The 12,769-nt window shown below is 54.5% G+C and carries 14 protein-coding genes and 1 tRNA gene; 10 read left to right on the top strand and 5 right to left on the bottom strand.

Going from position 1 to position 12,769, the window contains the following annotated elements:
* The first annotated feature begins 1 nt into the window (after position 1).
* Together M0R30_RS04150 and M0R30_RS04155 are read left to right on the top strand one after the other, a co-directional pair.
* Complete coding sequence (locus M0R30_RS04150) at positions 2–520, top strand: NADH-quinone oxidoreductase subunit B family protein (RefSeq protein ID WP_292543713.1); 519 nt, start codon at positions 2–4, stop codon at positions 518–520.
* Positions 521–594: 74 nt separating this feature from the next.
* Positions 595–1,374: an alpha/beta hydrolase gene (locus tag M0R30_RS04155; RefSeq protein ID WP_292543717.1), complete on the top strand. Its 780-nt coding sequence runs from the start codon at positions 595–597 to the stop codon at positions 1,372–1,374.
* Positions 1,375–1,401: 27 nt separating this feature from the next.
* Here M0R30_RS04155 and M0R30_RS04160 read toward each other — a convergent pair whose 3' ends face one another.
* From M0R30_RS04160 to M0R30_RS04170, 3 genes are read right to left on the bottom strand one after another with little or no spacing between them, the layout of a single operon-like run.
* Positions 1,402–1,896, bottom strand: coding sequence for a Mut7-C RNAse domain-containing protein (locus M0R30_RS04160; protein WP_292543720.1), 495 nt, complete (start codon positions 1,894–1,896; stop codon positions 1,402–1,404).
* On the bottom strand, positions 1,886–2,899 hold the full coding sequence (gene amrS, locus M0R30_RS04165; RefSeq protein WP_292543722.1) for an AmmeMemoRadiSam system radical SAM enzyme: 1,014 nt from the start codon (positions 2,897–2,899) through the stop codon (positions 1,886–1,888). The genes M0R30_RS04160 and amrS overlap by 11 nt, the downstream gene beginning before the upstream one ends.
* A 20-nt stretch (positions 2,900–2,919) precedes the next feature.
* Complete coding sequence (locus tag M0R30_RS04170) at positions 2,920–3,093, bottom strand: hypothetical protein (RefSeq protein ID WP_292543724.1); 174 nt, start codon at positions 3,091–3,093, stop codon at positions 2,920–2,922.
* Between the two features lie 43 nt (positions 3,094–3,136).
* Here M0R30_RS04170 and pyrH point away from each other — a divergent pair, with 43 nt between their 5' ends.
* The 3 genes from pyrH to nth all read left to right on the top strand — a co-directional run bounded on the left by pyrH (position 3,137) and on the right by nth (position 4,655).
* The gene (gene pyrH / locus M0R30_RS04175) at positions 3,137–3,841 is read left to right on the top strand and encodes a UMP kinase (protein ID WP_292543726.1); all 705 of its coding nucleotides are present in this window, start codon (positions 3,137–3,139) and stop codon (positions 3,839–3,841) included.
* A gap of 72 nt (positions 3,842–3,913) precedes the next feature.
* A tRNA-Pro gene (locus M0R30_RS04180) sits at positions 3,914–3,988 on the top strand.
* A 7-nt stretch (positions 3,989–3,995) separates the two neighbouring features.
* A complete protein-coding gene (gene nth / locus M0R30_RS04185; protein ID WP_292543728.1) occupies positions 3,996–4,655 on the top strand; it encodes an endonuclease III in 660 nt (219 codons plus the stop codon).
* Here nth and M0R30_RS04190 read toward each other — a convergent pair.
* A complete protein-coding gene (locus M0R30_RS04190; protein WP_292543730.1) occupies positions 4,652–5,683 on the bottom strand; it encodes an inorganic phosphate transporter in 1,032 nt (343 codons plus the stop codon). The genes nth and M0R30_RS04190 overlap by 4 nt on opposite strands.
* A gap of 130 nt (positions 5,684–5,813) precedes the next feature.
* Here M0R30_RS04190 and M0R30_RS04195 point away from each other — a divergent pair, with 130 nt between their 5' ends.
* The 5 genes from M0R30_RS04195 (at position 5,814) to M0R30_RS04215 (ending at position 11,716) form a co-directional block, all read left to right on the top strand.
* On the top strand, positions 5,814–6,848 hold the full coding sequence (locus M0R30_RS04195; protein WP_292543733.1) for a phosphate uptake regulator PhoU: 1,035 nt from the start codon (positions 5,814–5,816) through the stop codon (positions 6,846–6,848).
* Positions 6,849–7,102: 254 nt separating this feature from the next.
* On the top strand, positions 7,103–8,314 hold the full coding sequence (locus tag M0R30_RS04200; protein WP_292543736.1) for a response regulator: 1,212 nt from the start codon (positions 7,103–7,105) through the stop codon (positions 8,312–8,314).
* A 76-nt stretch (positions 8,315–8,390) separates the two neighbouring features.
* Entirely contained in the window at positions 8,391–9,683 is a 1,293-nt protein-coding gene (locus M0R30_RS04205; RefSeq protein ID WP_292543739.1) for an ATP-binding protein, read from the top strand.
* Positions 9,680–11,524 carry an ATP-binding protein gene (locus tag M0R30_RS04210; protein ID WP_292543742.1) on the top strand — a complete coding sequence of 615 codons (1,845 nt, stop codon included), beginning with the start codon at positions 9,680–9,682 and terminating at the stop codon, positions 11,522–11,524. Before M0R30_RS04205 ends, M0R30_RS04210 begins: the two co-directional genes overlap by 4 nt.
* A 33-nt stretch (positions 11,525–11,557) precedes the next feature.
* Positions 11,558–11,716: a hypothetical protein gene (locus M0R30_RS04215; protein WP_292543744.1), complete on the top strand. Its 159-nt coding sequence runs from the start codon at positions 11,558–11,560 to the stop codon at positions 11,714–11,716.
* Positions 11,717–11,721: 5 nt separating this feature from the next.
* Here the strand turns inward: M0R30_RS04215 and M0R30_RS04220 are convergent, their stop codons facing one another.
* Complete coding sequence (locus M0R30_RS04220) at positions 11,722–12,753, bottom strand: inorganic phosphate transporter (RefSeq protein ID WP_292543747.1); 1,032 nt, start codon at positions 12,751–12,753, stop codon at positions 11,722–11,724.
* Positions 12,754–12,769 lie beyond the last annotated feature (16 nt).

Consider the following 12,769-nt stretch of genomic DNA (forward strand, 5'->3'; position numbering starts at 1 on the left):
GATGGTGAACGCATTATCCTGCCTGTTAAAAAGGAAAGTGACGGAAGACCCGCTCATACGGGATGATGATATCGAGCAGATCGGCCGGGATATCCGGCGTGAGATCGATGCGGTGTTCGGCAGGAGCCTCGCGATCCGCGAGCTCGACACCGGGAGTGACAATGCAACCGAGATCGAGATCAACAATCTCAACAACCCGTATTACGATATCGAACGGTTCGGCATCACGTTCGTTGCCTCGCCCCGGCACGCGGATGTGCTGGTCGTGACCGGCGCGGTGACGCACAACATGGCGGGCGCTGCACGGAAGACGTATGAAGCGATGCCGTCGCCGAAATTCGTTGTTGCGGTCGGGGACGATGCCTGCGATGGCGGGATCTTTAACAGCACCTACGCGGTGCTCGGAGGCGCGGAGATGGTATTCCCGGTTGACCTGAAGATCCCGGGCAACCCCCCAACGCCAAAGGATATTCTTACCGGGCTGCTGGCGCTGATGAAACACGCCGGAAAGACCCGGTGAATACCACTCTTTTGAAAGTACCCGCACCAGGGACGGGGACAATTTATACTCCGGCACGATAACCGGTATCCAGCATGAGATCGGTACGGAAATGGGGGCCCGGGCCGTATCCCGTGGTCATACTCCACGGTGGCCCGGGGGCTCCCGGCGAGGTAGCGCCGGTTGCCCGTGAACTTTCATCGGTGATGGGTGTGCTTGAACCGTTCCAGACCGCGACGACCCTTGAGGGGCAGGTGCAGGAACTCTCCTCGGTGCTGGCAGAGAACGGCACGGAACCGGTAACGCTCATCGGGTTCTCGTGGGGTGCATTCCTCGCGTGGATATTTACCGCCCGTTACCCGGCACTGGTCAGAAAACTGATCCTTGTCAGCAGCCCGCCCTTTGAGGAACAGTACGCTGCCAGGATCACCCAGACCCGGATGACCCGGCTCAATAAGAAAGGCCAGGTCGAGGTCCAGGCGCTGCTGGCAAAACTCGCGGACCCTGATGTGCCCAACAAGAATGATCTCCTTGCGAAGCTTGGCACCCTGCTTGCCCGTGCGGATGCCTATGATCCGGCGAATGTTCCGGATGAAGGATTCCACTGCCAGTACGATGTCTTCCAGGGGGTCTGGGACGAGGCATCCGAGCTGCGGAAGAAACAGATCCTCCTCCAGATGGCAAAGATGATCACCTGCCCGGTCGTCGCCATCCACGGTGACTGGGACCCCCACCCGGCTGAAGGTGTAAATGACCCGCTCGCAAAGGTGCTTCCGGATTTTCAGTTCGTTCTCCTGGAAAAATGCGGCCACCGCCCCTGGACCGAGCGGACAGCATCAGAGAATTTTTACAAGACCCTTGTTGGGGCGATCTGAAGCACTGCCCCCGCGAGCGGCTCTGCGCTATCCGTTCTTCAGGGCCGTCCCCAGTCTCTCCTCCAGTTGCTTCCCGTGCGAGCCGTTCCAGTAGAGTTTCTTGCAGTGTTCGCACCAGAAGAACGAGAGGTTCCGCCAGTCTTTCGGGGCGTAATCGGTATGCTGGATCTCGCAGGTGTTTGCTTCCCGCAGCACCGTATTGCAGAGCGAGCACCGGCTCATGGCCAGCCGCCGCTTGATGAGCTGGTAATCGATCAGCTGCTGCACCTGTTCCATCACCTCCTCGGACCGGACATAAACCACCTGTTCCTTTCCACGACGGGCAAGTTCTGCATCCCGGGTCAGGAGCAGGCGGTGCTGTTGTTCGGCCATGTCGAGAAGGAGCGTGTCCTCCCGGGGATTCCCTTCCGCGAGGCCGTTTGCACTCGTGGTATCGTACCCCATGAACCGGAGGTAGCGGGTCAGGGTGCCGAGCATACGGTCGGCAATGAACCGGGTCTCCCTACGCATCTCATCGGACATGAGTCACCACTCCTATCTTCTCCCCGCATTTCCTGCACTGCGTGCCATCCAGATCAAGGACCCGGCTGGAAAAGCCCTGCCGCTCGATAAGGAGAGTACCGCAGACAGGGCAATAAGTATTTTCATATTGGTGGTGGTACACGTTCCCGAGGTAGGGGTGCCGGAGCCCGAGCGCCTTTGCCCGTTCATAGATCTTTTCCAGCACTGCAACGGGTGTGCCGCCCCGGTCGGTCATCTGGTAATCCGGGTGGAAGGCCGAGAAGTGCATCGGGGTGTCGGGCCCGAGGTGCTCGATCACCCAGCGGATAAGCCCCTCCTGCTCCTCCATGCTGTCGTTCAGGCCGGGGATGACGAGTGTCACGGTCTCGACATGCATGCCCAGTTCGCGGGCAAACATGGCGGAGTCGAGCACCGGCTGGAGGTGCGCCCCGCAGACTTTCCGGTAAAAATCGTCCGTGAAGGCCTTGAGATCTACCCGGTACGCCCCGAGCATTGGCACGAGTTCCCGCAGTGCCTCTTCCGTGATGTACCCGTTAGTCACGTACACGGTACCGAGCCCCTGTGCCCGGGCGAGCGTGCCCATGTCGAGCGTGTACTCGTGCCAGATTGTCGGCTCGTTGTAGGTCCACGAGATACTGGCACTGCCGCTGCCGATTGCGCGGCTCACACCTTCTTCCGGTGACAGGGATCGGAGTCGTGCGGTTTCGAGATCAGCCCGTGAGATGTGCCAGTTCTGGCAGTGCTTACAGTGGAAATTGCATCCAACGCTGCCCAATGAATAAGAAGTTGTTCCGGGCAGGTAATGGAAGAGCGGCTTCTTCTCGATCGGATCGACTGCTTCCGCGCTGATCTTCCCGTAGGTCCCGGTATACAGGGTCCCCTTCTCGTTGATCCGGACCCCGCAGATCCCGTGTTTGCCCTCCTTGATCACGCACCGGTGGTTGCAGAGGGAACAGGTCGCCGCATTATTCTCTGTTTTCCGGTACTGGCGTGCCTCATGCATGGGCAAAACACCCCCCGTTATCACCGGGGATTCTTCTTTGCTTCCCGGTCCGCCTCCTCCAGTGCAGCGGGGTCGTCGACTTCGAGCACAAACGACCCGCGGTATTTGCACTTCTTGCAGGCATAGACCTGGCCGATATACCCTCCCGCGACCGGGAAGATATCCTGGCTCTTGCAGACCGGGCAGTAGAACATGGTCAACAACTCTATATGACCATCCGGTACAAAAACTAGTGCAATGAAGAAGGTTGTCATCTCGCTGGGCGGTTCAATCCTGATCCCGTCCCTGGATAAACACACGATCAGGGAGTACGTGCCGGTGCTGAAGAAGATCGCAAAGAAGCACCGGCTCTTCGTGGTGGTTGGCGGCGGGGGCGAGGCCCGGCGCTACATCAAGATCACCCGGGACCTTGGCATTGACGAGGGCACCTCTGACGAGATCGGGATCCTGATCACCCGGCTGAACGCGACCATGCTGATCGCGGCGCTGGGCGAGGATGCGTACCCGAAGGTTGCCGAGACTCACGCGGAGGCGAAGAAGTTCGGCGAGTCCGGTAAGATCGTAGTGATGGGCGGTATCACCCCCGGCCAGACCACCGATGCAGTGGCTGCGGTTCTTTCCGAAAGGGTCGGGGCGGCGGTCTTCATCAACGCGACATCGGTCGACGGGATCTACACGGCTGACCCGAGGAAGAACAAGAATGCAACGCGGTTCGATGAGATGACACCTAAAAATCTGCTGGAGATCGTTGGCGGTACGGCGCTTGGCGCCGGCTCCAATAACGTGCTTGACATCGTAGCCGCCCGCGTTGTTGAGCGGAGCGGGATACCCCTCGTTGTGCTTGACGGGCGCAACCCGAAGAACCTTGAGAACGCGATCCTGAAAGGCAAGTACCTCGGCACCGTGGTCTCGGATGGGAAGAAGAAACCACTGCCGGTGTAACCCCGGAATAATCCAACCGTTTTCTCTATACCATCACTTATTTTTATCTTCGCGGCGCAACTATGATGGCGCGGGGTAGTAGGGTAGCCTGGTCCATCCTAGAGCGTTTGGGACGCTTTGACGGCGGTTCGAATCCGCCCTACCCCATCAGGCTATGAAAAAAAAGGACGCTGCCCGGGTATATTCTCTTCTTTTTGAACGCTACCCGGATGCCCGCGAGTCGCCACTGACTGTTGCGCGGGGCACGCCGTTTGAAGTGCTCATCCTCACGATCCTTTCCGCCCAGACAACCGACAAGGCCGTCCTGAAAGTTAAGAAGCCGCTCTTCTCGAAATATCCGAATCCTGCAAAACTCGCAAAAGCGAAAACCGGGGACGTCGAGAAGATCATCCACAGCCTCGGCTACTACCACGCGAAGGCGAAAAACATCATCTCCGCGTCGCAGGCCCTGCTCGATCATTTCAGTGGGAAGGTGCCGGAGACGATGGACGAACTCCTCACGATCCCTGGTGTGGGGCGCAAGACCGCCAACATCGTGTTGTACCATGCACTGGGGAAGAACGAGGGGATCGCGGTTGACACCCACGTCCGCCGGCTCGCCCGGAGGATCGGCTTTTCGGACACGGACAATGTTGCCGTGATCGAGCGCGATCTCATGGCATTGTTTCCGAGGGATACCTGGGGGGATCTGACCGACGTCCTGATTGCACACGGGCGGGCCACGTGCGATGCGAAGAAACCGGTGTGCGACACGTGCGTGATTACAAAGGAGTGCCGGTTCTTCAAAACACTGGCAAAAAATGAGCTGTTTTAGTACCCGATGACCACCCGGATCACCATAAACGCAGCAAATCCGATTGCAGCACTGATCGGGATGGTGAGAATCCATGCCCACATGATTGTCCGGGCAACGCCCCATTTTACCGTGCTGGCGCCCATGGTCGTTCCTACACCCATGATAGACGTGCAGATGATGTGGGTTGTGCTGACTGGTATCCCTAAGATCGATGCACCGATGATCGTTGATGCACCGGCTGTTTCGGCGGCGAACCCGTGCACCGGCCGGAGTTTCGTGATCTTGTAGCCCATGGTCTTGACAATACGCCACCCCCCGGATAGGGTGCCAAGTGCAATGGCGGTATGGGCAATGAGGATCACCCAGAGCGGGACCGGCAGGTTGTTCGGATCAACGGTTGCGCCGAAGTACCCGATCGAAAAGAGCAGCGGGACGATAATTCCCATGGTCTTCTGGGCATCGTTCGTCCCGTGGCTGAAGCTGTACGCGGCTGCCGAACAGAGCTGGAGACGCCTGAAATACGTTTCTGCCGAGTGCTTGTTTGCCTTTTTCGTGAGGTTGAGGATTGCGGCCATGAAGAGGAAACCGCATGCCAGTCCAATCAGGGGAGAAAGGACCATGAACAGGGCGACCTGCCCGACCGTTGACCATTTTATTGCTGCGAGGCCGGCAGCAGAGAGACCCGCCCCGGTCATTCCGCCAATAAGGGCATGGGAGGACGACGTTGGAAGCCCAAAGAACCAGGTGATCAGGTTCCATGATATGGCACCGACCAGTGCACAGAGAATGATGTACGGGATAACGGCGGTCTCGACAATCTCCATCTGGATGATCCTGCTGATCGTGCTGGCAACGGCCACACCGAACCCGAATGCGGCGACGAAATTGAAAAAAGCGGCGAAGAGGACGGCGTTGCGGGGGGTGAGCACTTTTGTTGAAACAACGGTCGAGATCGAGTTTGCCGAGTCGTGGAACCCGTTGGTGAAGTCAAAGACCAGCGCAATGCCGATGATGACCACGATTAGTCCCCAGGTTGCTTCGATCATGTCATTGATTCCAATTTTCCAGTGGAGTATATACTTGTTGTCGACATAGTCTATATTGATATATATACAATAAAGAGACAGATTGAGGAAAATTGTTCAAGGGGATCTCTCCGGGGATCAGGAGATAAAGATGGAGATTCGACGGGTGCAGGTAACCGGGGGGGCATCGTTCGTGGTGACCCTTCCGAAGAACTGGGCGGATGAGCAGAAGATAAAAAAGAACGATCCGGTCGGCCTGGTGATCCAGCCTGACGGGGCACTTCTCATAACCAAAAAGATCACCGATGAACCCATCCAGCGGGTAAAAATGATCGACAGCAGCACCGTATCGGATCCTGCGTTCCTCTTCCGGATGCTTATCGGTGCCTACATCACCGGGTTTACCATGATCCGCATCACCACAAAAGACCGGTTCCCGCCCTTTGTGCGCACGGTGGTCAGGGACTTCACCCAGATGACGATCGGCCAGGAAGTTGTCGAGGAAACCGAGAGTAACATCTCCATCAAGGACCTGCTCAACCCGTCCGAGATGCCGTTTGATAATACCATAAAACGGATGTTTGTGATTGTCAAGGCAATGCATGAAGATGCAATCGCTGCACTCGAGACGCGGAACAGGGCGCTTGCACAGGACGTGATCAACCGGGACATGGATGCGGACCGGCTCAACTGGCTCATTGCACGACAGACCAACATGATCATGCAGAACGCATCGCTCTCGCGGAAGATGGCGATCTCTTCCAGCATGGCGTTGCATTACTACATGCTCAGCCGGATCATCGAGCGGGTTGGCGACCATGCAGTCCGGATTGCCGAGCATGCCATGCCTATTCTTGACGCGGATGTTGACAGAAAGATCCTTTCAGCCATCCGAAAATCAAGTGCATTGTCACTCGAAGTCTTCGACCGGAGCATCATATCATTCTTCAATACCGATATGAAAGAGGCCCACCGGAACATCGAGTCCATCAGCGCTCTTGAGAAGATCTGCGGGGATATCAATAACATGGTCCTTAAGCTGGACACTCCGGTTGCAATCAATCTCGGGTATATTGTCGAGAGCATCCGGCGCTCGGGGGAGTATGCCGGGGACATCTCCGAGACGGTGATCAACCTGCTGGTGGAACATGAACAAGGCCTGCATAAACCGCGGGCTGGCAAGTAATTTCTTTTCACGGTCTTCCTGATCATTCCTGTAATGTACCGGAATTCCATCATATCTCTATATATCTTATGGTTCATACTATAGATTATTTCGAAAATGTATATGTATCCGTGCGGACAATCCTTGGTTGTAGTAAAAACACCGTGGCTTACGGATAAAAATTCCCGTGCAGGATCCTGGGAGATCCCAGAACTTGTCCGGATAATCCTGTTACACCCTCAAGATTGTAAAAAAAATTCCATGAGGTGGATACAATGATAAAAAGTGCAATCAGGGAAATAATTATTCCCGCTACTGCGTCTGACCGGAATTCTTCGAATACGACTGACCCGACATCGCTGAAAACATCAGGTGTTTCAGGAGCTGTACAACAGTCGGTATCCCAACAGGCAAAGCCGATGGAAATATCAGTCCTTTTCGTCGATGACGAGCCGGCACTTCTGGATATCGGAAAAACCTATCTCGAGCGGGAGGCAGGCGTTACAGTTACAACAACGCAGTCTGCGGCCGAAGGACTGGATCTCCTGAAAACGACATCGTTTGATGCAATCGTATCTGACTACCAGATGCCGGTCATGAATGGCCTCGCTTTTTTAAAGGAAGTCCGCCTCCGTTCCCCGTCATTGCCCTTTATCGTCTTTACGGGGAAAGGCAGGGAGGACGTTGTCATTGAAGCGCTCAACAGCGGTGCGGATCAATATATCCAGAAAGGAGGGGAACCAAAATCGCAGTACGCTGAACTTGGTCATAAAATACGGCGTGCAGTGCAGCAACGGCGAGCTGAAGCAGCATTACGGCGCAAGCACGCGATCCTCAAAGCCATTCTTGCCGCCTCCCCCAATGGCATTGCCTATGTCCGGAACCGTACATTCCAGTGGGTGAACGATTCCCTTGCCATAATGCTGGGTTATGAGCGTGACGATCTTAAAGGCTTACACCTGGAAAAACTCTATGAGAATACACGGGTCTACCAGGAGATCGGCAACCGGATCCAGAAGGATCTTAAGGAAAAGGGGAAGTCCACCATCATTACACGATTCAAACATAAAGGCGGCTTCTCGATCGATACCGAGATCCATATTGCGCCTCTCGATGCAGGTAACCTCCACTTCGGCCACATGATCCTGATGAACGATATTTCCCGGAAGATTGCCGCAGCAAAGGATGTTGCCCGTCCTGCCGGGCTCCCCCATCTGGAATTAACTCCGGTCATTGAAGTAAGCCCGGGCGGGAAGATCATGTACTACAACGATGCGGCGATCGCTGCCATGGTCCAGTACGGGAGCAATGGAACTCTTGAGGAGTTCTTCCCCCTGGATTTACCGGAAATACTGATGAGGATGGATGAGAAGGGTGTCGGATCCATCTACCGGGACGTAATGATTGGTACAGTTCTCTTCCGGGAACATATTACGTTAAGCCCGCAGTTCCGGATTGCCAGAATTTCAGCAGTGCAAATACCCTGAAAAAGGGGAACGAAGTTCATTCCCTCGCGGTTTCGGGTATTGCTGATATCAGAATAGATCACATTCTCTTGATGCCATGTCCAAAAAAGGCCTGCTCTCTCCACTGAACATCAAGCTAATCATAGTTTTTGTGTCGATGCTTGCCATGATGCTCATATATGAACTGACCAAGCAGGTACTCAATCCGGATATCACCCTCTGGGAGTCCCATGCTATAACCATAGTCTTCACGAGTATTGTTGCGGTCGTTATCATGTTTTTTCCGCTTCGGTCCACGTATCGTGAGCAGCTGAGATCCCATGAAGCCCTCCGTCACCAGCTAGAGGCTGAGGAAAAGCTCCGCAGGTCTGAAGCCCAGTACCGTTCGTTTGTGGAGTCGGTTGAGGACTCGATCTACACGGTCGATCCGGACTCCCGTTACCTGCTGATCAATACACGTCACCTTTTCCGCCAGGGTATCTCACCCGAAGTCTATGCCGGGAAATGCTACGGGGATTTCCACTCGCCGAAATTGACTTCCGTTTTCACAGTACTGGTGAAGCGTGTACTAGAGTCAAAAAGCCCGGTACAGGATGAGTACGAGCAGAACGGGAAGTATTATCACCGGAAACTCACCCCGGTTATCGATCCGGCAACCAATAACGTGATTGCTGTCACCGTCATCTCCTCCGATATCACGGAACGGAAGAACGCTGAGAAGACCCTCACGACCATAAACCGGAAACTCAACCTGATGAACGACATCACCCGCCACGATATGCTCAACCAGCTCACGGTACTGAGTTCATACCTTGCGCTTGCCGGCGACCAGCCGGGAACTATAGCCGTCAAGAGATATCTCGTGAAAAGCGAACAGGTGATCGACACGATCCACGCCCAGATCTGTTTTTCCCGGGATTACCAGAGGATCGGTGTTGAGTCTCCCCAATGGCAGAATGTTTCCACAACAATCCAGAAGGCCCGCATGCCTTTGAAAATTGCGTCGGTCATGATCGATAACCAGTGTGACGGCATCGAGATTTTTGCCGATCTGATGCTGGAGAAGGTCTTCTACAACCTGCTGGATAATGCCATCAGGTATGCCGGATCGAACCCGGCAATACGGTTCTCTGTGCTGGAAGAGCCGGATGGGCTCCTCCTGGCCTGTGAGGACGACGGGAATGGAGTGCCTGATGAAAACAAGGAGAAGATCTTCCTGAAAGGATTCGGGAAGAATTCCGGTCTCGGCCTGTTCCTGATCCGGGAGATCCTCGCCATTACCGGTATCTCTATCCATGAGAATGGCATGGAAGGGACAGGGTGTCGTTTTGAGATTTTTGTGCCGTCCGGATCATTCCGGAGAAATACTCTGCCAAAGCATTTTCCATGAAGATTCGGACCCGCACCCACCTGATCCTTATTGCCACGCTCGTGGTTTTTCTTATTGTCCTGAGTTTTATCACCCAGCTGGTGATAATCCAGGCATTTGGGGAAATCGAGAAGCAGGAAACTACATCCCATGTCCAGCGCTTTGTGTCCCAGATTGACTATGCAACCGAAGATGTGGCAGCAACGTGCCGCGACTGGGCACTCCGGGATGAAACCGCCGTGATTTTTGGGGAAGACCGCGGGAAAAACGATCTCCTGCGGCTGTTCCAGCCGGTCTCCATGAAAAATCTCGGTATTGATTACATCATGGTCTACAATGCCAGCGGGGCCCGGATCTTCTCCGAGACCATAACCAAGGAGGGGGATGTCGTCTCGTCAATCCCTCCTGAACTTGATACGATCATCCATAACAGTATCCTCCCGGAGGGCATGCAGGGCGGGATATCCGGCAGGCGGGGGCTCTCGTCGATCAATAACAACCCGGTAATTCTTGTCGGGTACCCGGTGCTCTACGGGAACCAGTCAGGATCCCTGGAAGGAACACTGGTCATGGCACGGCTGCTTGACAGGGACCGGATCGACGAGATTAACCGGATGCTCCAGATGGATGGATCGCTCATCCAGTATACTCCCGGCTCTTTTGACGGGATAATATCCGTACAGGAAACGGAGGCAGCCCGGGAAGGGGCAATCATTGTCCAGCAGTCTGGTGATAACCAACTGAAAGGTTATGCTCTTATTACCGGGATTGAAAACAAACCCACCTACTTACTCCTGAAAATTGAAACAACCCGCCCGGTACATCAGCAGGTCTGGAACTCCATCGTAATTGTCGCTGGTATCATTATTCTGCTCAGCATCATTTACCTATTTGTCGTCCAGCATCTCCTCCGGAAGTTTATCCTTACACCGTTAAGTGAGCTCGACACGGGAATGAAATCCCTCAGTGAATCCGGGGATCTCTCCCTCCGCATGTCCGAGACCGGCGATGAGGAGGTGATCTCACTTATCCAGTCTCTCAACCTGATGCTCGAAACGATCCAGTCCCAGCAACAGGAGTTGCACGCACTCCTCGAAGAGATCGAGCAGCAGCGGGACGATTTGCAAGATGCCCGTGAGGAGCTGGCAAAACGTAACCGGGATCTGGAGGAGCTGAACCGTAAGGCCAATCTCTATCTCGACATTTATCTTGACGCCATCACGTATGAAATCCTCAATGCAATCATGGGACTGCGGGGATATGCTGAACTGGTACAGAGTACTGCCGATGAAACAGAACGGAAGTTTGCCGAAAAAATCATCCATCTCGCCAAGAAGAGTGACGATGTTATCCGGAATATCGAAACCATCAGCCGGATCTACAAGAATCCCCCGGAAATCAAGTGCGTGGACCTTGCCTCAATCGTAAAAAAGGAGATGGGATCGCGAATGGGAGCTCACATAATTATGGAGCAATGCAACAGGAGCGTGCTCGCCAATGATATGTTGGGAGTTGTCTTCGACAATATCTTCTCTAACAGCCTGAAATTTGGGGGGAAAGATACAACGATAACGGTTAGTGCCAGGGAAATACCTCAGGATATGGTGGAGATCACGGTAAGTGATAACGGGCCGGGGATTCCCGATACGTTAAAACCCCTCATATTCGACCGTTTCACTCAGGACACCAGGATACGGAGCAGTTACGGTCTTGGGCTGCATATCGTGAAAATGCTGGTTGAAAGTTATGGGGGGAACATCTGGGCGGAAGATCGAATCCCGGGGGAGCAACAGTCCGGGGCGGTGATACGGTTTACCCTGCGGCTTATTCGGGCACAGCTATTGACCTCGAAAACCAAATGAATGCTACTGCACCTTCATGAGGATGATCACCGGATGCGCCGGGCTATATTTCAGCGCGAAGCATGCGGATATATTCCGATCACCCAACTGGTTGGCGAGGTTTTCCCAGATAACCCGCGTACTGAAAAAGGAGCGCCTTTATATGATTATATTGAAAAAATCCGGATTTTCTTTTCTTATAAGCAAAAATGAAAAAATCAGTATCCAATCACAACGCGGATCACTACAAACGCGGCGAACCCTATGGCGGCACTGATGGGGATCGTGAGTATCCATGCCCACATGATGTTCCGGGCAACACCCCATTTCACTGTGCTGGTACCCATGGTTGACCCCACGCCCATGATGGACGTGCAGATGATGTGAGTTGTACTGACCGGGATCCCGGCAACAGACGCACCGAGAATGGTTGCAGCACCGGCAGTTTCTGCGGCAAACCCGTGCACCGGGCGGAGCTTGGTGATCTTGTAGCCCATGGTCTTGACAATCCGCCAGCCCCCGGAAAGGGTGCCGAGTGCAATGGCAGTGTACGAGGCAAGGATGACCCACAGCGGCACCGGCAGAGTGTTGGGATCCACGGAAGCTCCGAAGTACCCAATCGAGAAGAGGAGGGGAAGGATGATCCCCATAGTCTTCTGGGCATCGTTCGTACCGTGGCTGAAACTGTATGCTGCTGCCGAACAGAGCTGGAGACGTTTGAAATAGGTCTCTGTACTCTGCTTGTTTGCTTTTTTTGTGAGATTGAGGACAAGGGCCATGAACAAAAATCCGCAGACAAGCCCGATTACCGGGGAGACGAACATGAAAGTCACCACGAGCATGACCGTTTCCATCTTGATGGCGGCAAGGCCCGCGGCTGAGATACCGGCACCGGCAAGCCCCCCGATGAGCGCATGGGAGGAAGATGTGGGGAGACCAAAGAACCAGGTAATCAGGTTCCACGTGATTGCACCGATCAGCGCACCGAGAATGATATAGGGGACGACAGCGGTCTCGACGAAGTCAAGGTGGATGATCTTGCTGACCGTGCTCGCAACGGCAACGCCGAACCCGAACGCTGCAATGAAGTTGAAGAACGCAGCAAAGACTACCGCATTCCGCGGTGACAGGACCTTGGTCGAGACGACCGTTGAGATCGAGTTGGCCGAGTCATGGAACCCGTTGGTGAAGTCGAAGACCAGCGCAATGCCGATGATGATGATGATCAGTTCCCACGTTGCTTCGATCATGCCAGCCTCTCAAAGT

This window comes from Methanoregula sp., assembly GCF_023227875.1.
In the GTDB taxonomy this organism is placed as follows: domain Archaea; phylum Halobacteriota; class Methanomicrobia; order Methanomicrobiales; family Methanospirillaceae; genus Methanoregula.

Bases quoted from the DNA above. Each gene is read 5' to 3' on its own strand.
- M0R30_RS04220 (WP_292543747.1), bottom strand. From the start codon at position 12,753: ATGATCGAAGCAACGTGGGAACTGATCATCATCATCATCGGCATTGCG.
- pyrH (WP_292543726.1), top strand. From the start codon at position 3,137: ATGAAGAAGGTTGTCATCTCGCTGGGCGGTTCAATCCTGATCCCGTCC.
- M0R30_RS04150 (WP_292543713.1), top strand. From the start codon at position 2: ATGGTGAACGCATTATCCTGCCTGTTAAAAAGGAAAGTGACGGAAGAC.
- M0R30_RS04170 (WP_292543724.1), bottom strand. From the start codon at position 3,093: ATGTTCTACTGCCCGGTCTGCAAGAGCCAGGATATCTTCCCGGTCGCG.
- M0R30_RS04155 (WP_292543717.1), top strand. From the start codon at position 595: ATGAGATCGGTACGGAAATGGGGGCCCGGGCCGTATCCCGTGGTCATA.
- amrS (WP_292543722.1), bottom strand. From the start codon at position 2,899: ATGCATGAGGCACGCCAGTACCGGAAAACAGAGAATAATGCGGCGACC.
- M0R30_RS04205 (WP_292543739.1), top strand. From the start codon at position 8,391: ATGTCCAAAAAAGGCCTGCTCTCTCCACTGAACATCAAGCTAATCATA.
- M0R30_RS04200 (WP_292543736.1), top strand. From the start codon at position 7,103: ATGATAAAAAGTGCAATCAGGGAAATAATTATTCCCGCTACTGCGTCT.
- M0R30_RS04190 (WP_292543730.1), bottom strand. From the start codon at position 5,683: ATGATCGAAGCAACCTGGGGACTAATCGTGGTCATCATCGGCATTGCG.
- M0R30_RS04210 (WP_292543742.1), top strand. From the start codon at position 9,680: ATGAAGATTCGGACCCGCACCCACCTGATCCTTATTGCCACGCTCGTG.
- M0R30_RS04215 (WP_292543744.1), top strand. From the start codon at position 11,558: ATGCGCCGGGCTATATTTCAGCGCGAAGCATGCGGATATATTCCGATC.
- M0R30_RS04160 (WP_292543720.1), bottom strand. From the start codon at position 1,896: ATGTCCGATGAGATGCGTAGGGAGACCCGGTTCATTGCCGACCGTATG.
- M0R30_RS04195 (WP_292543733.1), top strand. From the start codon at position 5,814: ATGGAGATTCGACGGGTGCAGGTAACCGGGGGGGCATCGTTCGTGGTG.
- nth (WP_292543728.1), top strand. From the start codon at position 3,996: ATGAAAAAAAAGGACGCTGCCCGGGTATATTCTCTTCTTTTTGAACGC.